This is a genomic window from Nonomuraea montanisoli (assembly GCF_013363975.1).
Classification (GTDB): Bacteria; Actinomycetota; Actinomycetes; order Streptosporangiales; family Streptosporangiaceae; genus Nonomuraea; species Nonomuraea montanisoli.
This window is the reverse complement of record NZ_JABWGN010000004.1, coordinates 1-22,829: the sequence shown is the minus strand read 5'-3', so window position 1 is coordinate 22,829 and position 22,829 is coordinate 1. Positions and strand designations below refer to the sequence as shown.

The 22,829-nt window shown below is 73.2% G+C and carries 27 protein-coding genes; 9 read left to right on the top strand and 18 right to left on the bottom strand.

The window, feature by feature from the left end:
- Positions 1 to 153 precede the first annotated feature (153 nt).
- Both HTZ77_RS09885 and HTZ77_RS09880 read right to left on the bottom strand, forming a co-directional pair.
- Entirely contained in the window at positions 154 to 621 is a 468-nt protein-coding gene (locus HTZ77_RS09885) for a hypothetical protein (protein WP_175589216.1), read from the bottom strand.
- 147 nt (positions 622 to 768) lie between these two features.
- Complete coding sequence (locus HTZ77_RS09880; protein WP_175589215.1) at positions 769 to 2,100, bottom strand: M28 family peptidase; 1,332 nt, start codon at positions 2,098 to 2,100, stop codon at positions 769 to 771.
- Positions 2,101 to 2,178: 78 nt separating this feature from the next.
- Here HTZ77_RS09880 and HTZ77_RS09875 point away from each other — a divergent pair, with 78 nt between their 5' ends.
- The gene (locus tag HTZ77_RS09875; protein ID WP_175589214.1) at positions 2,179 to 3,036 is read left to right on the top strand and encodes a poly(ethylene terephthalate) hydrolase family protein; all 858 of its coding nucleotides are present in this window, start codon (positions 2,179 to 2,181) and stop codon (positions 3,034 to 3,036) included.
- Here the strand turns inward: HTZ77_RS09875 and HTZ77_RS09870 are convergent.
- From HTZ77_RS09870 to HTZ77_RS09815, 12 genes are all read right to left on the bottom strand, one after another.
- Positions 3,033 to 4,043, bottom strand: coding sequence for a phosphotriesterase family protein (locus HTZ77_RS09870; RefSeq protein ID WP_175589213.1), 1,011 nt, complete (start codon positions 4,041 to 4,043; stop codon positions 3,033 to 3,035). The genes HTZ77_RS09875 and HTZ77_RS09870 overlap by 4 nt on opposite strands.
- Before the next feature lie 28 nt (positions 4,044 to 4,071).
- Positions 4,072 to 5,295 carry an FAD-dependent oxidoreductase gene (locus HTZ77_RS09865; protein ID WP_175589212.1) on the bottom strand — a complete coding sequence of 408 codons (1,224 nt, stop codon included), beginning with the start codon at positions 5,293 to 5,295 and terminating at the stop codon, positions 4,072 to 4,074.
- Positions 5,292 to 5,984: an SDR family oxidoreductase gene (locus HTZ77_RS09860; RefSeq protein ID WP_175589211.1), complete on the bottom strand. Its 693-nt coding sequence runs from the start codon at positions 5,982 to 5,984 to the stop codon at positions 5,292 to 5,294. Before HTZ77_RS09860 ends, HTZ77_RS09865 begins: the two co-directional genes overlap by 4 nt.
- On the bottom strand, positions 5,981 to 6,745 hold the full coding sequence (locus HTZ77_RS09855) for a sugar isomerase domain-containing protein (RefSeq protein WP_205302466.1): 765 nt from the start codon (positions 6,743 to 6,745) through the stop codon (positions 5,981 to 5,983). The genes HTZ77_RS09860 and HTZ77_RS09855 overlap by 4 nt, the downstream gene beginning before the upstream one ends.
- Positions 6,746 to 6,767: 22 nt before the next feature.
- The gene (locus tag HTZ77_RS09850; protein WP_175589209.1) at positions 6,768 to 7,646 is read right to left on the bottom strand and encodes an ROK family protein; all 879 of its coding nucleotides are present in this window, start codon (positions 7,644 to 7,646) and stop codon (positions 6,768 to 6,770) included.
- Positions 7,643 to 9,664, bottom strand: a complete 2,022-nt coding sequence (locus tag HTZ77_RS09845; RefSeq protein ID WP_175589208.1) for a GH36-type glycosyl hydrolase domain-containing protein — start codon at positions 9,662 to 9,664, stop codon at positions 7,643 to 7,645. Before HTZ77_RS09845 ends, HTZ77_RS09850 begins: the two co-directional genes overlap by 4 nt.
- Positions 9,661 to 10,479: a carbohydrate ABC transporter permease gene (locus HTZ77_RS09840; protein ID WP_175589207.1), complete on the bottom strand. Its 819-nt coding sequence runs from the start codon at positions 10,477 to 10,479 to the stop codon at positions 9,661 to 9,663. Before HTZ77_RS09840 ends, HTZ77_RS09845 begins: the two co-directional genes overlap by 4 nt.
- Positions 10,476 to 11,393, bottom strand: coding sequence for a carbohydrate ABC transporter permease (locus HTZ77_RS45930; protein ID WP_175589206.1), 918 nt, complete (start codon positions 11,391 to 11,393; stop codon positions 10,476 to 10,478). Before HTZ77_RS45930 ends, HTZ77_RS09840 begins: the two co-directional genes overlap by 4 nt.
- Complete coding sequence (locus HTZ77_RS09830) at positions 11,390 to 12,679, bottom strand: extracellular solute-binding protein (RefSeq protein ID WP_175589205.1); 1,290 nt, start codon at positions 12,677 to 12,679, stop codon at positions 11,390 to 11,392. The genes HTZ77_RS45930 and HTZ77_RS09830 overlap by 4 nt, the downstream gene beginning before the upstream one ends.
- A 69-nt stretch (positions 12,680 to 12,748) precedes the next feature.
- Positions 12,749 to 13,516, bottom strand: coding sequence for a GntR family transcriptional regulator (locus HTZ77_RS09825; protein ID WP_175589204.1), 768 nt, complete (start codon positions 13,514 to 13,516; stop codon positions 12,749 to 12,751).
- Between the two features lie 102 nt (positions 13,517 to 13,618).
- Positions 13,619 to 14,665: a class I SAM-dependent methyltransferase gene (locus tag HTZ77_RS09820; protein WP_175589203.1), complete on the bottom strand. Its 1,047-nt coding sequence runs from the start codon at positions 14,663 to 14,665 to the stop codon at positions 13,619 to 13,621.
- Positions 14,666 to 14,730: 65 nt separating this feature from the next.
- Positions 14,731 to 15,228, bottom strand: coding sequence for a MarR family winged helix-turn-helix transcriptional regulator (locus tag HTZ77_RS09815; RefSeq protein WP_175589202.1), 498 nt, complete (start codon positions 15,226 to 15,228; stop codon positions 14,731 to 14,733).
- 107 nt (positions 15,229 to 15,335) lie between these two features.
- On the opposite strand from HTZ77_RS09815, the gene HTZ77_RS09810 reads away from it, so the two are divergent.
- Positions 15,336 to 16,223: an NmrA/HSCARG family protein gene (locus HTZ77_RS09810; RefSeq protein WP_175589201.1), complete on the top strand. Its 888-nt coding sequence runs from the start codon at positions 15,336 to 15,338 to the stop codon at positions 16,221 to 16,223.
- Positions 16,224 to 16,237: 14 nt separating this feature from the next.
- Positions 16,238 to 16,684: a MarR family transcriptional regulator gene (locus HTZ77_RS09805; protein WP_175589200.1), complete on the top strand. Its 447-nt coding sequence runs from the start codon at positions 16,238 to 16,240 to the stop codon at positions 16,682 to 16,684.
- Here the strand turns inward: HTZ77_RS09805 and HTZ77_RS09800 are convergent.
- Genes HTZ77_RS09800 through HTZ77_RS09790 form a run of 3 tightly spaced genes read right to left on the bottom strand, consistent with a single transcriptional unit; the run spans position 16,674 to position 18,926 of the window.
- Positions 16,674 to 17,714: an SDR family oxidoreductase gene (locus tag HTZ77_RS09800; protein ID WP_205302465.1), complete on the bottom strand. Its 1,041-nt coding sequence runs from the start codon at positions 17,712 to 17,714 to the stop codon at positions 16,674 to 16,676. The genes HTZ77_RS09805 and HTZ77_RS09800 overlap by 11 nt on opposite strands.
- Positions 17,711 to 18,337, bottom strand: coding sequence for a TetR/AcrR family transcriptional regulator (locus HTZ77_RS09795; RefSeq protein ID WP_235994531.1), 627 nt, complete (start codon positions 18,335 to 18,337; stop codon positions 17,711 to 17,713). Before HTZ77_RS09795 ends, HTZ77_RS09800 begins: the two co-directional genes overlap by 4 nt.
- Before the next feature lie 19 nt (positions 18,338 to 18,356).
- Positions 18,357 to 18,926 carry a phosphotransferase gene (locus HTZ77_RS09790; protein ID WP_175589199.1) on the bottom strand — a complete coding sequence of 190 codons (570 nt, stop codon included), beginning with the start codon at positions 18,924 to 18,926 and terminating at the stop codon, positions 18,357 to 18,359.
- On the opposite strand from HTZ77_RS09790, the gene HTZ77_RS09785 reads away from it, so the two are divergent.
- The 5 genes from HTZ77_RS09785 to HTZ77_RS09765 all read left to right on the top strand — a co-directional run bounded on the left by HTZ77_RS09785 (position 18,910) and on the right by HTZ77_RS09765 (position 21,761).
- Positions 18,910 to 19,437: an ABC transporter permease gene (locus tag HTZ77_RS09785; protein ID WP_235994530.1), complete on the top strand. Its 528-nt coding sequence runs from the start codon at positions 18,910 to 18,912 to the stop codon at positions 19,435 to 19,437. The genes HTZ77_RS09790 and HTZ77_RS09785 overlap by 17 nt on opposite strands.
- On the top strand, positions 19,434 to 20,231 hold the full coding sequence (locus tag HTZ77_RS09780) for an ABC transporter permease (protein WP_175589198.1): 798 nt from the start codon (positions 19,434 to 19,436) through the stop codon (positions 20,229 to 20,231). The genes HTZ77_RS09785 and HTZ77_RS09780 overlap by 4 nt, the downstream gene beginning before the upstream one ends.
- A 33-nt stretch (positions 20,232 to 20,264) precedes the next feature.
- Entirely contained in the window at positions 20,265 to 20,471 is a 207-nt protein-coding gene (locus tag HTZ77_RS09775; RefSeq protein WP_175589197.1) for a DoxX family protein, read from the top strand.
- Positions 20,468 to 20,938: an SAM-dependent methyltransferase gene (locus HTZ77_RS09770; RefSeq protein ID WP_175589196.1), complete on the top strand. Its 471-nt coding sequence runs from the start codon at positions 20,468 to 20,470 to the stop codon at positions 20,936 to 20,938. The genes HTZ77_RS09775 and HTZ77_RS09770 overlap by 4 nt, the downstream gene beginning before the upstream one ends.
- A 325-nt stretch (positions 20,939 to 21,263) precedes the next feature.
- Complete coding sequence (locus HTZ77_RS09765) at positions 21,264 to 21,761, top strand: GNAT family N-acetyltransferase (RefSeq protein WP_175589195.1); 498 nt, start codon at positions 21,264 to 21,266, stop codon at positions 21,759 to 21,761.
- A gap of 73 nt (positions 21,762 to 21,834) precedes the next feature.
- Here HTZ77_RS09765 and HTZ77_RS09760 read toward each other — a convergent pair whose 3' ends face one another.
- Positions 21,835 to 22,434: a TetR/AcrR family transcriptional regulator gene (locus HTZ77_RS09760; protein WP_175589194.1), complete on the bottom strand. Its 600-nt coding sequence runs from the start codon at positions 22,432 to 22,434 to the stop codon at positions 21,835 to 21,837.
- A gap of 203 nt (positions 22,435 to 22,637) precedes the next feature.
- Between HTZ77_RS09760 and HTZ77_RS09755 the strand changes: the two genes are divergently transcribed.
- Positions 22,638 to 22,829: TCP-1/cpn60 chaperonin family protein (locus HTZ77_RS09755; RefSeq protein WP_328808506.1), on the top strand; the 192-nt coding region annotated here is incomplete at its 3' end.

Genomic DNA, 22,829 nt, shown 5'->3' with positions numbered 1-22,829 from the left:
CGACCCAAGCCCTCCTGTAGACAACGATGTGCGCGCCGGTGACACGACGGCCCTCGGCAGTGTTCACCCTTCCGCTTACCTGCCCGCGGCGCCATGTCGCAGACATCGCACACTGGGCGCCTCGAATTGTGGGAAAGCGACCAAGAGCGGGCCCTAGCATCCGCTGCCGGTGAACTCGGAGGACGAGGACAGGGTAACGGTGTACGTGTCCGCCCGGTCCTCCAGCGACAGCTCCATGTCGACGACGTCGCCGTCGATCACCTTGGTGTAGCAGACGGGCCCCGCCTCCTCGCCGGACCGCCACCCGTCCCGGCCGGCGGTCTCACGGTAGAAGCCGAGCACGTCGACCCGGGCCGGGGGCAGGCGGTAGACCTGCTCGACGTTCACCCACAGGTCGTCGTCGTCGCAGCTCGTCCCGCGCGGCCCCACCTCCTGGACCCCGGCGGGGCGCCGCTCCAGGACGTCCTGCCCCACCAGGGCCTCGGTCATCCGCTCCTCCTTCGCCCCGCAGCCGTACGACAGGACGCTGAGGACGGCGATCGCGGCCCCCGCGCCGGCCAGCGCGACGGACGCGACGACGAGCTGGGTGAGGAACGCCGCTCCGGCGGACAGAGGTCTCATGCGGTCACCCTCGCGGTCTCGGGGGAGCGGTGCTGCCGCGCGGCCGGACAGCATGTGGGCCGGACCGGTGATGACGGCGACGCGCCGGTGACCGGCTGCTGAGGGATCCTCGGTGGCGGTCACAACGGCAGTGTAACGGCGGGATCATCACCCCTCGGCGGACCGGCCGTCACCCCCGCCCCGCAGCGTGGCCGGCGACCAGCCCGCGGTGCCCGCCACGATGCGCACGGCCGCGCGGGCCAGCGGCTCCAGCCCTTCGACGTCGACCTTGTCCAGCGTGTCGGCCGAGTCGAACAGGTACATGGGCGCCGACAGGAAGTGCACCAGCGGCACCCCCTCGGGATGGAAGAACGCGCCGTCGGTGGGCGGCATCGGCGAGAACACGTCGGGCGGCAGCACGAACGAGCGGCGCAGCCGCTCGGCCTCCAGGGTCGTGGCGACCAGCTTCTCCAGCAGCGGCTCGCGCGTCGTGAACCACCACCGCACCTCGGGGTCCGCGGTCGGCCGCAGCGCGCCGTCCACGCTCTCGCAGCGCAGCGCGGCGTGCTCCAGGTGCACCGGGAGCACGACGTCGTCGAGCAGGGCGCGGTGCCGCTCGATGAACGCCCTGGTGCCCGCGGCGTGGGCCATGTGCCCGGAGGTGAGCAGGAACATGAGGTTGTGCGGCCGCTCCGCGGCCGGCACCCGGGCCCAGTGGCGGGCGGCGGCCAGCACGAGCGCGAGGCCCGAGGCGTCCTCGACGGCCGACGCCCACGGGCCGTCGTGGTGGGAGGCGACGACGACCCAGTGCGGAGAGGCGCCCGGCAGCGTCGCCACCACGTTGTGCGTCGTCACGGTGTCGCGGGTCGACTCGGCGACCAGCTCGCCGTGGCAGGGGAGCCGGGGGAGGAGCCGCCGGGCGTCGCCCGCCGACAGCCACAGCCCGGGGATGGGCCGCTCGACGGCGTCGTAGGGCACGTAGTAGTCGTGCGTCTCCCACGGGACGCCCGTCAGCGCGCCGACGAAGCCCGCGGCGCCCGCCTCCAGGGCCGGCTCCACCACCTCCATCATCCGGGGACCGAACGGGATCGTCTGCACGAGCGTGTCGAAGACGCCTTCCGGGTCGTAGGCCGAGGTGGCCAGCGTGCGGACGAACGACTGCGGCACCTCGCTGAAGGCCAGCTCGTCCACCACGATGTCGCCGGGGCGCGCGTCCGCGAGCGTGGCCAGCCGCGCGCGCAGGCCGGCGGCCGGCGCGGTGAACGGCAGGGGCAGCCCCGGCAGCTCCGTGCCGTCGTCGAGCCGCAGCACCCCGGCGCCCGGCTGCCAGCGCGGCACCTCCACCGGCTCCAGCTCCACCTCCAGCCCGAACGCGGCCAGCCGGTCGGCCAGCCAGCGCTCCGTCCACGCGTCGGCCGGATAGCCGGGACGGCGGATCCCCTGCGACACGACGGTCTCGATCCAGCCGAGCATCTCGGCGGCGGAGGGCACGTGTTCCATGGCCCTGATCCAACCATTGACAACCGCCCCCTGTGAAGCGAGAGTTCCGGTCATCCGTACAAATCTTCGGGAGGGTGTATGAGGCTCCTTGCGGCAGCCGTCTTACTCGTGCTGGGAGTCGTCGCGAGCCCGGCCCAGGCCGCCGGCGGCGCGACGTCCCGCGCCATCGCCGCCGACACCGTCGAGGCGCACTACAAGGTGGCCGGCCCCTGGGCGGTCACCACGGCCGACGCCCCGGGCGTCCGGCTCTACTATCCGGCGAACCTCGGCGCCGGGGGCTTCAAGCATCCGATCATCACCTGGGGCAACGGCACGAACGCCGTGCCCACGCAGTACAACGGCGTGCTCAACCAGCTCGCCTCCTGGGGCTTCGCCGTGGTCGCCTCGACCGACACCACGACCGGCACCGGCTCCGAGATGATCGCCGCGGCGCAGTACCTCGTCGACCGCAACAGTGACTCCTCCAGCGTCTTCTACGGCAAGCTCGACGTGACCAGGGTCGGCGCGGTCGGCCACTCCCAGGGCGCCGGCGGCTCGGTCAACACCGCCACCAAGTCCGCCGGCCTCATCGACACGGTCGTCCCCATCGCCCTGCCCGCGCCGGTCTGGGTGAGCTCGGGAGACGCGTTCTCCGTGAGCAGGCTGACCTGCCCGGTGCTGTTCCTCAGCGGCGCGAACGACGTCTTCATCTCGCCCAACTCGGCGGTCCAGGCGTACTACGACCAGGTGCCCGGCGCCGCGGCCAAGGCGCTGCTCAAGGGCGCCGACCACAACACGATCCAGGGCACGGGCGGCGGCTTCCTCGGCTACCTGACGGCCTGGCTGATGTACCGGCTGCAGGACGACGCGTACGCGCGCGGCGCGTTCGCCGGCGCCACCCCCGAGATCAACACCAACGCGAGCTGGCAGAACCAGGTCGAGAAGAACCTGCCCTAGCCCGTCGAGGAGCCCGGCCGGACCCTCGGGGGCCCGGCCGGGCTCTCGCGGAGCCTCCCTCCGGCGCCGCGGAGCGCGAAGGCGGCGCCCGGGTTGCCGGTCAGCGCCGCCGCCGCCACCTCGCCGAGACCCGCGGCCTCCAGCCGCGGCACGAACCTCTCCAGCAGGTACGTCAGCCCCGGCCCGCCACCCAGGCTCGGCCAGTACGACCGGCGCGCCAGGTCCATGCCGAACAGCAGCCGGTCGCCCAGGCCGTGCCCGGCCAGCTCCGCGACGAGCGCGACGATCTCCTGATCCGTGCCGTACTTGATCCGGCCCGGCCGGTCGAAAGCCAGATAGGCCCCTCTTTCCGCCAAGGAGACGAGATATCCGGCGTCGGGGTTGTGGTCGATGTGCCCGAGCACCACCCGGTCCGCCGCGACCCCCTCGGCCGCCAGCGCGTCGAGCAGCTCGTGGCCCATCGTGCCCTTGTCGCAGTGGCTCACGACCGGCACGCCGGTGGCCAGCGCGGCGGCGGCCACCGCCCCGACCAGGCGTCCCACCCCGCGGCCGAGCGCGTGGTAACCGGTGGCGATCTTGATGGCGCCCGCCCGGGCGGGCGAACGCCGTACCAGGGGACCGACCAGGCCGTACTCGTCCATGCCGAGCTCGATCTCCGACACCAGCAGCTCGGTGATCTCGTCGGCCGCGTAGCGGTGCAGCCAGTGGTCGTCGGCGTAGTAGCGGCTCTTGTGGAAGCCCGTCACCGCGACGACGTGCAGGCCAGTCCGCTCGGCCAGCTCCCTCATCAGCGACGGGCTGCGGCCGAAGCCCAGCGGCGTCATCTCCACCACGGCCGACAGGCCGAGCCGGCGCGCCGCCGACACCTCCGCCACGGCCGCGTCGAGGGAGTCGAGCCGGTAGTCCGGCTCCTCGCGCACCGGCCAGCCGCCGGTCATGAACAGATGCTCGTGGGCGTAGGTGACGCCGAGCTCCTCGACGTCACCCAGCACGGTGCGGACCGTCACAGCGGCACCCTCCGCACGACGACGACCGTCACAGCAGGGCTCCTTCCTCGCGCAGCCGCTCGCGCAGCAGGCCCGCGTCCACCTCCGCGGGCTCCACGCCCGCCTTCACCGCCAGCGCCGCGGCCGTCCCCGCCGCCTGGCCCATCGCCATGCACTGGCCCATGGAACGGGCGGAGGCGTGGGCGTCGTGCGTGGCCGACAGGCACCGCCCCGCCACGATCAGCCCGCCCACGTCCACGGGCAGCAGGCACCGGTACGGGATGCCGTAGGTGCGGAAGTCGCGGACGTACTCCCACCGGGTGCCGGACCCCGAGTCGTGGTCCTCGATGGGCGCGCCGCAGCGGGCGATCGCGTCGGGGAAGTCCCGCCCGGCCAGCACGTCGTCGCGGGTCAGGACGTAGCGGCCGGCCAGCCGCCGCGACTCGCGCACCCCGATCCGCGCGGACGTGCCCAGCAGCACGGCCGAGCCGTACCCCGGGACCTCCTCGCGCAGGAACCGGACGTACGCGCCGACCTGGCGCCGCCCCTCCCGCTCCGCCCGCGACAGCTCGAACGGGTCGGTCGGGTCGAGCCCGCTCACCCGGGTGAGGTTGGTGTGCACGATGCCCTCGTGCACGGTCCGGTGGATCGACCCCTCGCGCCGCGGCAGGTCCGCGCCGGCCATCAGCGCGTGCAGCTCCGCCGTGCTCGTGAGCGACGGGTCCACCCCGCCGAGCCGGAACGTCGTCGTCATCGGCTGGCGCCGCATGCCCGGCCGGTCCAGGGCCGCCCCGGCCCGCCAGGCCACCTCGGCGTCCCCGGTGGCGTCCACCACCACCCGCGCCCTGACCAGGAACCGTCCCGCCACCGTCTCCACGACGACGCCCTCGCCCGGCACGACGTCGCAGACCCGGGCGTGCAGCAGCACCTCGGCGTCCGCGGTCAGCTCGTCCCAGACGACCTTCAGCTCCTCCGGCTCGTACGTCACCCCGGTCCCCGCGCCGTAGGTGTTGGGCCGCTCGAAGGCGGCCCCGGCCGCGAACAGCCGCTCGCACACCTCCCAGCCGACGCCGCCGACGACCCGCGGCGCCTCCGGGCCGGGGGAGTAGAAGCCGTAGAAGGTGTCGAGCACCGCGGCGCCCGTGCCGCCGAGGAACCCGGCCGACTCCACGAGCAGGCACGACGCCCCGGACCGCACGGCGGCCACGGCGGCCGCGCACCCCGCGCTGCCGCCGCCCGCCACCACCACGTCGCCTTCCCACAGCACGTTCATCGCAGATGCCACCCTCCGTCGACGGGGATCACCGCGCCCGTGGTCCGCCCGGAGGCCGGCGACAGCAGCCAGAGCACAGCCTGCGCCACCTCCTCCGGCCGGCACGGCCGGGCGCCGAGCGGCATGAGCGCGGGCATCCGGGCCCGGATGGCCTCCGACTCGCGCGCCCGCCGGCTCATCGGCGTGGCCACCAGCCCGGCCGAGACCAGGTTGATCCGCACCCCGCGCGACGCCGCCTCCCGCGCCGCGACCCGGATCAACGGGATCAGGCCGCCCTTGGCCGAGGCGTAGGCCACGGTGCGGAAGTCGTCGTCGATCGAGGTGCCCAGCGCCGAACCGATCACCACGATCGACCCGCCCTCCGGCATGGCCGGGATCGAGGCGCGCAGCAGCCGGAAGACCGACTCGTGGTTGACCCGGTGCACCTCGTTCCACGCCGCGTCGGTGCAGTCGGCCACGCCGCCGTCGCCGAGGGACCTGCCGGACATGCCGATCGCGTGGACGACGCCGGAGACCGAACCGTGCGCCTCGGCCGCGCGGGCCAGCGCCTTCTCCGCCCCGCCCGGCCTGGTGATGTCGATCCCGTCGGCCAGGTCCACCCCGAACGCCGGCGTCCCGGACGCCTCCACCGCCTCGACGCAGGCGCGGCCGATGCCGCCCTCCGAGCCGGCCACCAGGATCGCGCTCATGGCTTCCTGAGCACGTCGGCGGCGCGGCGGGCATGCTCCAGGTAGGCGGCCTCGAACAGCTCCTCCGAGCGGGGGCCGCCGACGAGCTTGGCGCTGGAGATCACCGGCGGCGTCCATCCGCCCGCGACCAGCAGCTCCGCCGTCCGCACCTTGATCTCGTTGACCACGGAGACCGCGGCCAGCGTGCTCCCCGGGCCGACCGGCTCGGCCAGCCCGTCCACCGAGCACAGCGCGTCGCCCACCGGGGTGCGCAGGTCGATCACCACGTCGGCGTGGTCGGCGAGCCGCGTCCCGCTCGGATGGCCGGGCGCGACGGCCATGGTCTCCCGCATCGAGGTCACGGCCACCACGCACAGCCCCGCCTTGCGCAGCCCCATCGCCATCTCGATCGGCACGGCGTTCAGCCCGCTGACGCTGAAGATGATCGCGGCGTCGCTCGGCCGCAGCTCGAAGTTGGCCAGGATCGCCTCGGCCAGCCCCTCGACCCGCTCGATGAACATCGCCTGCCGCATCCCGTTCGCCCCCGCGACCTGCGTGTAGAACGTCGTCGACAGGTCCACGATGGGATGGAAGCCCGGGTAGGAGCCGTAGCGGGGGAACATCTCCTCCACGCCCATCCGCGAGTGGCCGGTGCCGAAGGTGTGCACCACCCCGCCCCCGCCGATGGCCGACGCCGCGATGCGCGCCGCCGCCGCCAGGGACTCCTCCTGTGTCTCCTCGATCTCGCCGAGCAACTCCATGGCGCGCCGTATCCACCTCATCGGCAACTCCCTCCGTACGCGTTCATCCGGACATCCCTCCACACAGCGCGGCGCCGATCGCCCCGGCCCGCGGGCCGAGGACGGCGGGCAGCACCGCGACGTCACCGATGAGCGGGCGCCGTCGCCCCAGCTCGCGTTCCAGGGCGGGACGCATGAGGTCGAGCGCGCCGGAGACGCCGCCGCCCACCACCGCCGCGCCCACGCCGAACAGCGCGGCGGCGTCGCCCAGCGCGACGCCGAGCGCCCAGCCCGCCCTGGCCAGCACGCCGGCGGCCCGCTCGTCGCCGGCCCGCGCGGCGGCGGCGACCGCGGCGGCCGGCCCCGAGCCGAAGGCCCGCACGATCCCCGGCCCGCCGGCGAACGTCTCCGCGCAGCCCCGGTTGCCGCAGCAGCACGGCGGCCCCGACGGGTCGACCGTGACGTGCCCGACCTCGCCGAGGTTGTCGCGCGGCCCGACGAGGACCGCGCCGCGCAGCGCCACCGCGCCGCCCACCCCCGTGCCGAGCACGGCGAACAGCACGTCCGGCAGCCCCCTGGCCGCGCCCAGCAGCAGCTCCGCCTGGGCGAACGCCCGCGCGTCGTTGACCACGGCCACCGGCCTGCCGGTCAGGGCGCTCAGCCGCGGGCCGGCCGGGTAGCCGTCCCAGTCTCCCGGCGGGTTCGGCACGAACAGCGCCGTCCCGGTCTCCCGGTCCACGTGGCCGGGCAGCGCGATCCCGATGCCCTCGACCGACGGGTCGGCCAGCGACGCCACGAGCGTCATCGTCTCGCCGGGGCCGGGCGGCGTGGCCACGGTGCCCGCGCCGGTCACCGTGTCGCCGTCGAGCACGACCCACTTGGTGTCGGTCCCGCCGACGTCGACGCCGAGCCGCCGCCCTGCCCGCGGCGCGGCGTGCGTCACGCGCCCACCGTCAGGACGCGCGAGGAGAAGGCGGCGCCGTCGCCGCCCGGGACCGGGCCGAACGGCTCCACGCCGAGCAGCCGCAGGTAGGCCAGCAGCGGCTGGGAGTGGCTGTGCAGGTTGGCGACCGGGTACGCCTGCATGGCGACGCCGAAGTCGGCCAGCTCCCAGGTGCGGCCGGGGCGGTCGGTCTCGGGCGCCAGGTAGGCGTCCGGGCCGGACAGGGTGCCCTCCCAGACGTCCGGGTAGGCGGCCGTGTGCGCGGCCAGCGTCATCCGGCGCCACCATCGCCAGCCCAGCTCGGGCACGTGCCGGGCGGCGGCCCAGATCAGGGTCATGTTGATCGCGTACCAGATCGTGCCGATGCCGCCGGGGCCGTACTTGTCGCGGACGGGCCAGCGCAGCCGGGCGCCCAGCGGCGAGTCGGCGGCGGCGGTGGCCTCGATCGTGCGCAGCAGCTCCTCCGCCCGGTCGGGTGAGGCGGCGCCGCAGAGGATGGCCCACGGCTGCACCTCCAGCCACAGGTCGGAGTCGCCGACGACCGCCCCGGGGCCGTAGGCGCGCCGGAACCACTGGCCGTTCCACTCGCCGGCCACCAGCCTGCGCAGCTCCTCGCCGAGCTTGCGGGCCTCCGCGCCGGTCGCGTGGTCGCCGAGCCGCTCGGCCAGCACCGCGTAACGCGGCAGCACCCAGGCGGCCATCGCGGAGTTCAGCACGGACTCGCCGCGCTCGATCATCAGGTCGCGCTCGACGCCGCTCTCGGTGATGGCCAGGTCGTTCCAGTCGGCGTTGAGGATGCGCACGTGGCCGTGCTCGCCGCGCCCGACCACGTCGGCGAAGAAGCGGAACTGGCGGCGCAGGTGCTCGCCGAGCGGCACCGGCGCCGCCCCGTGCACCGGGTGGTAGGGCACCGGCTCGGCGAAGGCCGCCGCGTCGGCCGTGGCGGACAGGTACTCGGCCGCCAGCCACAGGGCCCACAGGTTCTGGTCCGACGGCCGGAACAGGTCGGTCCACGGCTGCTTGTCCGGCCCGAGGGCGTAGGGCAGGTCGCCGTCGGGGCCGCCCCAGGCGCACGTGTTGCGCAGCACCGACAGGGCCAGGTCGGGCTCGAGGTGGACCAGCGGCAGCGCGTGCTGGAGCGGGTCGCGCGCGGCCCCGTTGAAGCCGTGCCGGAAGGAGTAGCACGAGCCCTGGTCGAGGGTGTGGCCGCCGAGCACGCCGTCGGCGCAGGCCCCGCCGGTCAGCAGGGCGGCGTGCCACGGGATCTCGTGCTCGGCCTCGGGCGCCTGCGGCGCGGACGCGCGCGGCAGGCGGTCCCGCAGGGCGGCCAGGCTCTCCTCAAAAGTCGGGCCCTCCTCGAACGACGCGGCCCCGGCCCCCGCGTCCGAGGGGAGCAGGCCGTACCGGAACTCGACCAGCCGCTCGCCGCCGGCCTCCAGGTCGAGGGGGACGTCCATCCGCCCGGAGGCGGCCCGGCGCGGCCCGTCCGCGCCGCCGGTGAGCAGTTCCAGCTCCAGCCCGGGATCCTCGGCGGGCTCGGCGCCGGTGATGAGCGCGACGCGGGCGGGCCGGGCCGCCCACTCCTCGGTCAGCGTCAGCCGTACGGGCTCGGCGAGCAGGTTGCGCACGCGCAGCCGGACGAGCACCCACGGAGCCTCGCCCTCGGGGCAGAGCACGGTGCGCTCCAGCGTCACCCGCTCGCCGGCCACCCGGACGGTCGCGAAGGTCGGCCCGAACGTCCGCTCCGACGTCGAGACGTCCGTCGCCAGGCCGTCCACCCGGGCCACGCCCGCGCCGCGGGTGAGCCACAGCAGCCCCGTGTGCTCGTCGAACAGGTCGCTCAGGCCCCGGTTGTCGGCCACCAGCGTGATCCGCCGGTTGCCCAGGTGGACCATGTGCCGCCGGGTGGGCGGGTCCAGGACCGGGTCCCACTCCGCGCGGGGGTCCCGTTCCTGGTCCGTCGTGTACGAGAAGGCGGGCAGCCCGTACGCGGTGGTCCACGCGCCGAACGCGCTCATTTCTTGACTCCTCCCAGGGTCAGCCCGGCGACGTAGTAACGCTGCAGGACGAACATGAGCACCAGCGGCGGCACGGCCGTCACCAGCGCGGCGGTGCCGACGAGGCCGGCGCTGAAGTCGTACTCCGTCTGGAGCTGCGACAGGCCCACGGGCAGCGGCCACAGGCCGGGCTTGTTGGCCACGACGAGCGGCCAGAGCAGGTTGTCCCACTGCGCGAGGAACTGCAGCAGGAAGAGCGTCAGCAGCGCCGGCCGCAGCAGCGGCACCGCGACGCGCAGGAAGATGCGCAGCTCGCCCGCGCCGTCCACGCGCGCCGACAGCAGCAGCTCGCGCGGCAGGGAGAGCGCGAACTGGCGGACGAGGAACACGCCGAACGCGCTCATCGCGAACGGCACGATCATCCCCTGGAACGAGTCGATCCAGCCGAGCTGCCTGACGACCAGGTACATCGGCACCAGCACCACGATCGGCGACAGCGACAGGGTGCCCACGACGACCGCGAACAGCACCCGCCGGCCGGGGAAGGCGAGCTGCGCCAGCGCGTACCCGGCCGCCCCGGACAGGACCACCTCCAGGACGGCGACCCCGAGCGAGAGGATCACGCTGTTGCGCAGGTAGAGCGGGAAGCCGCCCTGGCCGAACAGCAGCGACAGGTGCTCGCCGAACTGGGCGGCGTCGAAGCCGAGCCCGCCGAGGTCGGTCGCGTCGGAGGCGGACGCGACGGCGACCATCGCGTACACCGGCAGCAGCATGACCGCCACGACCAGCGACAGCAGGGTGCCCCGCAGAGCGTTTCCCCAGCGTGACGGCCTCATCCGTCATCGCCTCCCCTGAGCACGCCGAACTGGACGAGCGACAGCGCGAGCATGGCCACGAGCAGCACCATGGCGATCGCCGAGGCGTACCCCATGCGCTCGAAGCCGAAGCCGGTCGCCCACAGGTAGAGCGGCAGCACCTCGGTGGCGCCCGCCGGCCCGCCCTTGGTCAGCAGGAAGGCCGGCACGAACGACTGCATCGCCCCGATCACCGCGATGACCAGCACGAACAGCAGCGTGCGGCGCAACAGCGGGAGCGTGATGCGGGCGAAGATCCGCAACGGTCCGGCACCGTCGATCGCGGCCGCCTCGAACACGCCGGACGGCAGCCCCTGCAACCCGGCGGTCAGGATGATCACGAACAGCCCGAGATGCTTCCAGGTCGTCATGATCACCAGAGCCCAGAGGGCGAGCCGCTCGTCGGTCAGCCACGGCTGCGGCCCGATCCCCACCAGGCCGATCAGCGTGTTGGCCAGGCCCTCGTCCGCGAAGATCGCCGACCACACCATCGAGGTGGCCACGAGCGGCATCGCCGCCGGGATCATGACCAGCGCGCGCAGCACGCCGTTGAGCCGGCCCGGCCGGCTCAACGGGACCGCGATCGCCAGCGCGAGCACGATCGACGGGACCACGGAGGCGACCGTGTACAGCGCGGTCACCCGGGCCGAGTTCCAGAAGCCGGGGTCGCCGAGCAGCCTGTGGTAGTTGTCCAGGCCGGTCCACGCGGGCACGCCGGCCAGCTCGTAGTCGGTGAAGCTGAGCCATACGGCGCCGGCGAACGGCACGACCCAGAAGACCAGGAAGTACACCGCCGCGGGCAGCGCCAGCAGGCTCCCGGCGCGCGCCTCGGCCCACCGCTGCCCCCGGCCCGAGACCGTCGTGGCGGGTCCGGGCAGCCGGACGGTGAGGGTCACAGCGCGATCCGCATCGCCTGGTCGAAGTCCGCGGCGGCCCGCTCGGGCGTCTTCTTGCCGAAGGCCACCGCGTCGCCGGCGTCGGTCAGCGCCTTGGCCATCTCCTGCCACACCGGCGTCTGCGGGCCGAAGTCGGCGTGCGGGGCGGCGGCCGCCATGATCTCCATCGCCTTCGGGTCCGCGTTGGGCAGCTTCTCCCAGCCCTTGACGGGGGTGAGCAGGCTCGCGTCCTTGAGCTGGCGCGCCGCGACGTCCTCCCGCTGGAGGTAGTCGATGAAGTGCCAGGCGGTGTACGGCAGCTTCGACTGCTCCGCCACCGCCCACGCCCAGGTGTAGGCCGGGGCGACGGGCTGCGCGCCGTCCCAGTGCGGCAGTGGCGCGATGTCGAAGGACTTGCCGAAGGCGAGCTGCTTGTTCAGCGCCGGGAACAGGTCCATCGCGAACAGCCCGGAGACGACCATCGCCGCCTGGCCGGTGGCGAACAGCCCGAAGCCCGACAGCGGGTTCGACAGCTTCGCGTCGCCCACGCTCCCGTAGTAACGCAGCGCCTCCACGCCGGCGTCCGTGGCCAGCGTGGCCTTGCCCGCGTCGGCGCTGAGGATGCCGCCGCCCTTGCCCTTCACCAGCGCGAGGAGCTGCATCAGCGTCCACTGCGGGTTGCCCAGGATCCACTGCAGGCCGACCTTCTTGCCGTCGGCCGAGGTCAGCCGCTTGCTGTACTCGGCGACCTCCTCCCAGGTGGTGGGCGGCTTGTCCGGGTCGAGCCCGGCCTCGGCGAACCTGTCCCTGCGGTAGTAGAGGAAGCAGATCGTGTAGTCGATGGGGACGCCGTAGAGCCGGCCCTGGTAGGAGAGCGAGGAGATGGCGCTCTGGTCGTACTGGGCGATCAGCGCCTTGTCGTCGGCCACGCCCATGGCCTTGGGGATGATCGGCGCGAGGCGGCCCTTGCGGGCGTGACCGGGGACGGTCCAGCCGCCGATCTTGAACAGGTCCGGGGGAGCGTCGCCCGCGAAGGCGGTCAGCAGCTTGGCGTCGAACTTGTCGACCGGCACGTAGAGCGGGGTGACGTCGACGCCGCCGAACTCCTGGATGTAGCTGTGCAGCAGGTTCGTGAACACCGCGTCGTACGCCTTGGTCTGGTGCAGCCAGACGGAGAGCTTGCCCCGCGGGACGCCGTCGGCCGGCACCGCCGCCTCGGGTTCGGAGCCGCCGCACGCGGCGAGGAGGCCGGAGGCCGTGGTCAGCGCGGCCGCGGCGAGCAGGCGGCGCCGGGTCAACAGGGTCATGCTCAACCTCCGGAAGGCAGTGCTTCGCCACCGGTGCGGCGGCGCCGCACCGGGGATCCGGCGAGGGGGTTACTGGCCCATCAGGGCGTTGTTGGCGTCGTTGAGCTCCACGGAGAACACGGCGACGTCGCCGCGGGCGTGGCGGATGGTGTACTCGAGCGCGACCGCGCTCTCGGTGCTGGTGCTGCGCGAGGTGACCAGCAGGGCCGCGGCGATCGGCACGCGCAGCAGCTCGGCGAGCCGGTAGTCGGCGTTGACCGCGCCGATCGTCTCCCGGCCGCTCGCCGGGGTCAGGCCGTACTTCATGCGCAGCAGGTCGTACAGCGAGCCGGTCAGGTCCTCGTCGAGGATGTCCGGCACCAGGTCGGCGGGCAGATGGGCGCTCTCCACCATGCAGGGGGCGCCGTCGAGCAGCCGCAGCCGCTCGATGAAGACGACCTCCTGCGACTCGCTCAGGCCGAGCGCGACGCCGACGTCGGTGCCCGCCGGCTGGCGGTGCGCCCTGAGCACGCGCGTCGTGGGCCTGCGCCCGAGCCGCGCCATCGTCTCGGTGAAACCGGCCGGGCGCGCGCCCAGTTCGGGGGCCACGGCCATCGGCGCCGTGTAGGTGCCGCTGCCCTGCCGGGCCACGAGCAGCCCCTCCTGGACGAGGTCACCGATCGCCCGGCGGGCCGTGGCCCTGCTCACGCCCGCGTAGACCATGAGGTCCTTCTCGGCCGGGATCAGGGTGTCGGGCTCGCAGTCGCGGATGACGGCCCGCAGCCGCTCGCGCAGCTGGTAGTAGAGCGGCACAGCGGCTGACGGGTCGAGGGCCAGCCGGCGTTCCCAGTCGGTCATGTCGTCCATCCTCATTTGTACGGACGACCGTATCTTTTCCGTCGGGGCGGGTCGTGTCAACAGCTCCGCGCGGCCGTTTCCGCCGCAGACCGTCCCGGCGAGCTACGGCCGGATCTCGTAGACGAGGTTGAAGGGCGTCTCCGCGGCCCGCCGGAGCCGGGTGAAGCCCGCCTCGCGGGTCAGCTCGCGGATCCTGGCCTCACCCGCCTGCGCGCCCAGCGCGTACCCGCCCGGCTGGGACAGCGCGTTGGGCACGCAGAGGAACGTGGATCCGCTGTAGTAGATCCGGCCGACAGGGGTGAAGTTGTCCTCCACCGCGTCGGCGGCGTACGGCTCGACCAGCAGCCACGTGCCGTCGGGGGCCAGCGCCTCCCGCACCCGCCGGGCCGCTCCCAGAGGGTCGCCCATGTCGTGCAGGCAGTCGAACATCGTCACGAGGTCGTAGTCGGCGCCGGTGAAGGTGTGCGCGGTGGCCACCTCGAAGTCGACCCGGTCGTCCACCCCGGCCTCCGCGGCGCGCTCGCGGGCCAGCTCGATGGACTCGGCGTGGTAGTCGGAGCCGGCGACGCTGGTGCGCGGGTACGACTGCGCGAGGAGGATCGAGGACGACCCGAGGCCGCAGCCGACGTCCGCGACCAGGGCTCCCGCCCGCAGCTTCTCCTCGGTCCCGTCCAGCGCCGGGATCCAGCTCGACACCAGCGCGGCCATGTACGCGGGCCGGTAGAACGCGTCGCACCCGACGAAGACGTCCTTCGCGTGCTCGTGCCAGCCGAACCCGGCGCCCGTGCGGAACGCCTCGGTGATGCGCGGCTCGGCGAGCAGCATGCCCAGCGCGATGAGGAACGCCGCCGGCACGTTCGGCCCCGCCGGGTCGGCCAGGCAGAACGCCTGCTCCTCCGACAGCGAGAACCGCCCCGTGCCGGGGTCGTAGGAGACGTAGCCGCCGGCGGCCTGGCCGCGCAGCCACTCGGTGAGGTAGCGCGGGTGGCACCCGGTGCGCCCGGCGAACTCCTCGGGCGTCGCGGGCCCCTCGGCGAGCGCGCGGTACAGGCCGAGCCGGTGGCCGATCACGACGGAGCCCGCCGCTTCGGTCGCCCCCAGGTCGCTCACGAACCTGCCCAGGAACTCCGTCACCTTGTCGTCGTCCATCTCGGGTGGCCTCCTCCCCGCCAGAGGGTGCTGACACGGGGGAGTTTGCCCTGGTCACACGGTTGCTACCCGTGTCGCGAGGTCCGACCGGGCTTCGGCCGGGCACGCAGGCGGTCCATCTGGACGTGGCTGAGGTCGTGCGCCCGGCGCATGTGCCGGGTGATCACCTCCAGCTCCTCCTCGGTGTGCTCGTCGTAGAGCGTCTGCCAGGAGGCGCCGAGGTCGTCCCAGAGGGCGCTGACGTGGGAGAGATGCTCGGGGACCGGCGTGACCAGGACCCGGCGCCGGTCCTGCCGGTCGGGGGTGCGGGCCACGTAGCCGCCGCGTTCGAGCCGGTCGACCAGGCGGGTCGCCGAGCCGGTGGTCAGGCCGGTCAGCTCGGCGATCTGCCTCACGGTGAGCGGCTCGGGCGCCGCCGTCAGCAGGCTCAGGCACTGCACGTCGGTCGGGTGCAGCCCGAGGTGGTCGGCGACGGCCTGGTTGAACAGCACGTACGCCGCCATGTAGCGGCGTGAGGCCATGGCCAGGTCCTCGTACAGCCGCTCCCGGCGCGGGTCCGTCATCGCGATCACCGTCCCAAATAGCTGTGCGACGCAGCAATTCTCGTGCTAATCTGCTGCGCGGCGCACTTAATGCGCCACACAGCAATTCTAGCAACCTGGAGACCTCCATGCTCACCGTCGCCGTCACCGGCGCCACCGGCGCCCAGGGCGGGGCCACCGCCCGCGCGCTCCTCGACGCCGGCCATCAGGTGCGCGCGCTCACCCGCGACCCCGGCTCAGCCGCCGCCGAGGCGCTCAAGGCCCTCGGCGCCGACGTCCGCCGCGCCGGCTTCGACGACCGCGCCTCCCTCGACGCCGCGCTCGCGGGGGCCGACGCGCTGTTCGCGGTCACCACGCCGTTCGGCACCGACATCGCCACCGAGGTCCGCCAGGGCAAGTCCCTCGTCGACGCCGCGGCGGCCGCCCGTCTCGGGCACGTCGTGTTCACCTCCGCCGCCCACGCCGACCGCGACACCGGCGTCCCGCACTATGCGAGCAAGCGGCTCGTCGAGCAGCACCTGGCCGCCTCCGGCGTGCCGTGGACGGTGATCGCGCCGGCCGCGTTCATGGACAACTACGCGAGCGGGTGGACGCTCGACGGGCTGCGCGAGGGCACGTTCGCCTGGCCGATGCCCGCCGATCAACCGCTCGCGCTCATCCCCGCCGCCGACATCGGCGCGTTCGCCGCGCTGGCCTTCCGGCGCCGCGCCGAGTTCATCGGCCGCCGCATCGACATCGCCTCCGACGAGCGCACTCCCGCCCAGATGGCCGAGATCCTCGCCTCCGCCATCGGCGCCCCGATCGCGCACCGGGAGGTGCCTCTCGCGTACGTCAGGCAGCGCTCGGACGACCTGGCGGCCATGTTCGCCTACTTCACCGAGGTGGGCCTCGACGTGGACGTCGCCGGGCTGCGCCGCGACCACCCGGAGGTGGGCTGGCACGGCTTCGCCGACTGGGCCGCCGCCCAGGACTGGCCCGCCCTCCTGTCGTCCTCGCCCGCGGCCTCCCGCCACTGAACGGAGCACCCTCCATGAAGCCGATCGGCTACTGGCTCAACCGCGCCGACCAGGCCCTCACCCTCCACATGAACGGCATGCTGGCGGAGTTCGGCCTCACCCGGCTCGCCTGGCAGGTGCTGAACGTCGTCCAGGACGGCTCGCACGTGCCGGAGGCCCGGGACGTCACCGACGCCGAGGTCGTGTCGGTGCTCGCCGCCAACGGCGACGCCCCCGCGCTGGCCGCCGCCATCGACGCCGTGCTGGCCGGCGGCTGGGCGGCCCGCCCCGCGCCGGGCCGGCTCGCCCTCACCGCCGAGGGCGCCGGGCGCTTGGCCCGGGTCGCCGAGCGGGTCGGCGCGTTCCGCGAGCTGTCCATGAGCGGCATCTCGCTCGACGAGTACCGGACGGCCGTCAGCGTCCTCGAACGCATGACGGCCAACCTCGAACCGGCCCGCGACACCGACGACGTCACGCCGTGAAATGGTGCGCAGCCAGGTGGTCGGCCCAGCGCAGGAGCGAGGTGGTGACGTCGGGCATGGTCAGGCCGTGCCGGGCGGCCAGGGCGTTCGCGGGCCCGGTCGGGTAGCGGTCGCTCGACAGGAACGTCAGCGTCTCCGGATCGGTCCGCGTGATCCGGCGCGGCAGGCGCCTGAGGAGCGGCACGGGCACGCGCGCCCGCGGAACCTTGACCCCGTAGTGCCGCGCGATGAGCGTGAGCAGGTCGGGCAGGGCCGGGGTGTCGTCGTCGAGCACCCAGTACGAGCCGCGCTCGGCGGCCGCGTCCACCGGCAGCAGCATCATGAACCGGGCGAGGTGGTCCACCGTGACGACCGGCACGAACGTGCGCGCCCCGCCCGGCAGCGCCGGCATGGCGCCCCGCCAGATCTCCTCCACGCTCGACGCGAGCCCGAGAAGCTGGTCGGACTCGCCGGTGACGCTGTCGCCGATCACGCTGGACGGGTTCACGACCGACCACGGGACGCCCGCCTGGTCCGCGACGGCCCGCAGCATGGCGTCCGCCTCCACCTTCGACGCCTCGTACGCGCCGAGGGCCCGGTAGACGCGTCGCCGCCGCTCGTCGCTCCAGGGGATCAGCGCCGGATCCTGCCCGCCCACCCGGTAGCCGGAGACGTGGACCAGGCGGCGCAGCCGCGGCAGCCGCGCCGCGAGGGCGACGACCGCGCGGACGCTCTCGACGTTGGCCCGGCGGGCCTCCTCCGCCGTCATCCCGAACCGGTAGGCGCCGGCGCAGTTGTAGACCTCGGTGACGTCGTCCCACGCCGTGACATCGTCGCGGGTGAGCGCCGGTGCGCCGAAGTCGACGCGCAGATCGGCCGGGGCCGGGTGGTGACCGTGCCCGGCCAGCCAGGCGGCGAGCCGCCGGTACGACTCGCCGCTCCGGGTGGCCGTGCCGACCCGCACCCCGGCCCGGCCGAGGGCGAGGACCAGGTGACGGCCGACGAAGCCGGTCGCCCCGAACACCAGGGCGCGCCGCTCCGCCGGCCTCACGACGCCGCCTTCGCGGTCGCGGCGTCATGCCCGTCCAGCAGCACGGTGACGGCGTGGGCGGCGCAGCGCAACGGCTCCGTCGACCGCTGGGCGCGCGAGACGATCATCGCGCCCTCCACCGTGCTGACCACGGCCGTCGCCAGGGTGCGGGCCTCCGGGAGGGGGCGGCCGTGGGCGGCGAGATGGTCGGCCACGGGCGTGATCCAGGAGTCGAAGGCGTTCGCGCAGGCGTCGCGCAGCCGCTCGCTCTGCGCGCCCATCTCCAGCGTGACCACCGAGACCGGGCATCCGAGCTGGTAGTCGCTGTCCTCGACCATACGGGCGAGCACGTCGATCACCCGGCAGACCACGGCGCCGGCTCCCTCCGCCCCGCTCGCCGGGCCTTCCGGGGCCGCCGCCGACTCGGCCAGGAGGTCGCGGAACCGTCCGGCCGCCAGCTCCACGGCCCTCTCCCCGAGGGCCTCCTTGCCCTCGGGGAAGTGGAAGTACAGCGAGCCCTTGGGGGCGCCCGCCTGCTCCACCACGGTGTTGAGACCCGTGCCGCTGTACCCCCTGGCCTGGATCAGCTCCAGCATCGCCTCCACCAGCCGCGCGCTGGTCCTGGCGCCCTTCGTTTCGGTCATGGTTGGATAATAGACCAGTCTATATATTTTGCGCGAGCGCGGTCGTAGCCGGGTTCGCGCGTCCGATGTCGAACTCAAGGGCTGGCGCGGTGCGGCGCCCTCGGGGAGCTGGGGCGAAGTCAGGTCCTGGCCTTGGCTGCGGGTCGGTCCTGGGCGTCGAGCGGATCCTGAGCGCGACCGATGAGCCCTGCTTTCGCCAACCGTTGATGGCCTGGTCGGGCGAAGCTCCAGTCGTGCAAAGGATCCCCTCCTCGCGCACGACCACGTTGCCCGGACGGAGATCGCGGTGGACGATCGTCGCCGGGATGCCCGCCTCGTCCAGGCGTTCGGCGCACTCGACCAGGTAGGGGGTCAGTGCCTGCAGCCGGTCGGCTTCCTCGCCGCCCAGTGCCCGGTCCAGGTTCTTCGGAAGTCTGGGCGCCCGCCAGATGTCGTCGCGGGCCAGGGTCTCCTTCTGCACCCTGACGAGCTGGGTCAGGCAGGCGCGACGCCGCTCTGCGGGGACCGCCCGGCCATCCACTCCGCCGAAGTCCTCGGCGAGCCACCAGCGGTCACCGGGTGAGATCGCGGTGATGGTGGCGAACGGCATTCCATCGGCGGCCAGCCCGGCGCCCCCGTCGCTGCTGATGCTCGGCCGGCTGATCACCGCTTCGGCGTTCGGGCTGGCCGTGGCCGCCGTCGCCGCGCTCGTCCCGATGCTCGTGGCCCAGATCGCCGTCCCCGTGCGCTGGGCGGCGCTCCTGCCCGCCGCGCTCCTGGTGGTCGACGCGCTCGCCTTCACCTTCCTGCTGGCGTCCCTCGCCCTGGTCTCGCCGATGATCGGCGCCCTCCAGTCACTGTTCACGTCGCTGGTGCTGCTGCTCAACGGCTCGTTCCTGCCGCTGCACCTGTATCCGGACTGGCTGGCCGCGGCGGCCAGACTCCTCCCCACGACGCTGGGCATCGAGGCGCTGACCCAGACGCTGTTCGGAGGATGGACCCTGGCCGAGGTCTGGGCCGGCGGCACGCTGCCCTGGCTGCTGGCCCACACCCTCGTCCTCACTGCCGTCGCCGGTCTGCTGTTCGTCCGCAACCATCGACGAGCCCTGGAGTCGTCATGACCTTCATCCGGGGATTGGCCGCCGAAGTCCGCAAGGGCCTGCTCGGGCTGCTCACCGGATGGCGCGAAGTCCTCATGGAGATGATCACGTTTCCGCTGTTCTACCTGCTCATCGTGCTGTTCATGGGACGTGGGCAGCTGCGTGCGGATCTGCTGCCGCCGGTGCTGCTCGGCATGGTGGCGTTGACCTTCATCCACGAGCAGGTCAACCGCGTGTTCTGGAGCTACCTGGACGACATCCAGTCGGGCGTACTGGAACAGACCTGTCTGACCCCGCTGCCCTCGGCCGCGAGCATCCTCGGCCGCCAGGTCGCCGCCGTGATCGCGGCCGTCCCCACAGCGCTGGCCGTCCTGGTCACCGGCGCCGTTGCCATCAGCTTCCAGGGTGGGCGGCTGCCCGTCGACGCGCAGGTGATCGTGCCGCTGGCCGCCATCGTGCTGGGCACCTGCGGGCTCGCGCTCATCTTGTGCGGCCTGACCTTGGTGTTCAAACGCATCGAGATCATCACCCAGTTGTCCGTGGCCGTCTACGCCATCGCTGGCGGCACCCTGGTCCCCCTGGCCGCCATGCCCGACTCGATCGCCTTCCTCAGCCGCCTGGCCGTCCCCATCGCGCCCGGCGTCGAGGCGATGCGCGACATCCTGCTCGGCGGGCACTCCCTGGCCGCCCTCCCGACCGGCTGGGGTCTCGGCTGGCTGCTGGCCCAGCCGCTCCTCATCACGGCGGTCGGGGTGGTCCTGTTCAACCGGCTCGAACACCTCGCCCGGCACCGCGGCACCCTCGGCCGTTACTAGGCCAAGAACGCTGAAGGAAGGAGAGCAACTGACGTGAACGTGTCCCTGTGGGGGCTGCAGGCCGTCCTGGCCGCTGTCTTCGGCCTGGCCGGGATCACGCATGCCGCCCAGCGCAAGGAGAAACTGCGCCCCATGGCGTCCTGGGGGGAGGAATTCACCCTCACCCAGCTCCGGCTGATCGGAGGTGCATCGACGCTGGATGGCCGCCGGGGGCAGCCCAGAACCAGGAGATCACCATGACAGCGAAGACCGTGACCCTGCGCCCCATCGGCCACGTCGTAGGCGGTCGCAGCGAGATGTACGAAGACAACTGGCACGACGCGCGAGCCGTGATCCGGCTTGACGGCGCATCCTTCACCACCTCGACGGTGCTCGGCCTTGAGCACTTCTCCCACCTGGAGATCGTCTTCCTCTTCGACCGCATCGATCCGGCGACGGTGAACAGCCGGCCTCGCTCCCCACGAGGAAACCCGATGGCGGCACCCGTCGGAGTCTTCGCCCACCGTGGGCCATACCGCCCCAACCGCCTGGGCGTCTCCCGCTGCCGCCTACTCACCGTGGACGGCTTGGACGTGCATGTCGCCGACCTGGACGCACTTTCCGGCACGCCGGTCCTGGACATCAAGCCATACCTGATCGAGTTCGCCCCCCGTCAACCGGTCACCCAACCGGCCTGGGCGACCGAACTCATGGCCCGCTACTACTGAGGAGGAAGGATGGGCATCGCTCTCAATAACGGTCGATTCCGAGAGAATCCCTGTCAGCATTCGCCTGGCGGCACTGCAGGGTGAACTTGCTCCCTCAGCGGGCGGGCTTGATCTACAACCCCGTGGATGCCTCGCCGACCATGAGTCTCAACGGCCTGGGCGGGGACCGCCCTTTCCGCTCGTCATGCCGACGATGGTGGCCGATCATCGCCTTCCCGCGCCACCCCGCCCTCTCGCCGGGCTGTACGGTTGATCACTCGGGCCCCACCGCTGACGTGCCCTGAGAACAAGACGTGCCTCGAGAACAAGGAGTGTGGCCGACGACATGACGCATCCCCCCGAGGAGCCGAAGCGGTTCCGTCTCGACGTGACGCTGCCGCGGGAGCTTCCGGCTCACGCCTTCCGGCACCCGGTGCCGGCCGACCTGCCCGCCCTGGGCCGGCTGATGTGGGACGCGTACCGCGGAACGCCCGACGAGCCCGACGCCGGGGACAGCGTCGCCGCGGCGACGGAGGAGATACGCCTCGCCTTCACCGGTGAACACGGCCCCTTCCAGCCCGCGGCCTCCTTCGTCGCCGAGGACGAGGGCCGCGCCGTGGCCGCCGCCCTGGTGACGGTGTGGCAGGAGGTGCCGCTGCTGGCGTACGTCTTCACCGCGCCCTCACATGTCGGCCGCGGGCTGGGGCGGCGGCTGGTCGAGGCGAGCATGCGCGCCCTCGGCGAGCAGGGCCACTCCCTGCTGTCGCTCGCGGTGACGGAGGACAACGTCCGGGCCCGCCGACTCTACGAATCCCTCGGCTTCACCCCGCACCAGGACGGCTGAACCCGTCCGCGCCGGTCGCGGACCGTCCGGCGGGGACGGCGGCGAGGCCCGGAGGCCCGGGCCGGCGCGCGGGTCAGGAGGGATGCGTGGCGGGGAAGACGCAGGACAGGGCGCGGGTCAGGACGGCGGCGAAGGAGTCGGTGTTGCCGGGGGCGAGCCAGTGGCGTCCGGCCACGCGGATCGCGCCGGCGACCGAGGCGGCCGTGACGGCCGGGAACAGGTCGCGTTCGGGATCGGCGCCGGTGCGCGCCGCGATCGCCTCCGCCAGCGGGCCTTCCGCCATGGTGAACGCCTTCAGCGCCTCGCCCTCCAGCTCGGGCGTCGACATGATCATGCGCAGGCCGGCCCGGTCGGGCTCGGGGTCGGTGTAGAGCTCGACCATCGCGGCGACGACGGCCTGTTCGAGCGGCTCGCCGGCCGGCCGCGCGCGCAGCGCCCGCCCCGCCCGCCCCGCCTGGTCGGCCTGCAAGGCGCAGATCGCCTCCTCCCTGCTGGAGAAGTAGTTGTTGTACGTGCGGGGGGAGACGCCCGCGGCCGAGGCGATGTCGTGGACGCGGACCAGGGCCAGCCCGCTGGGGCCCTGCTCGATGGCCAGGCGCAGCGCGGCGTTGCTGATGGCGTCCCGGGTGGCCCGCTTGTTGCGCGTCCGCAGATCCATGGCGTCGTCGTTCATGAGCACACTCTATCCGATGTTGCGTGGCGCGCACTTGATGCGTGGCACGCAAGTTTGTGGATAGAGTGCGGGGGACGCCTGGCACTCGCACGTCGAGAGTGCCAACCGCACGCGTGTGCCGGGAGGGCGAGGACCGCCATGCCCGGCGGGCCGTCCGTCGCGGGCGCCGTCCCGGCATGCCCCCATCATGAGCAGGAGCAGCGATGACCCCGAAGATGATCGCGTTCGACGAGGAGGCCCGGCGCGGCCTGGAGCGCGGTATGAACCGGCTCGCCGACGCCGTCAAGGTGACCCTCGGCCCCAAGGGCCGCAACGTCGTGCTGGAGAAGAAGTGGGGCGCCCCCACGATCACCAACGACGGTGTCTCCATCGCCAAGGAGATCGAGCTCGAGGAC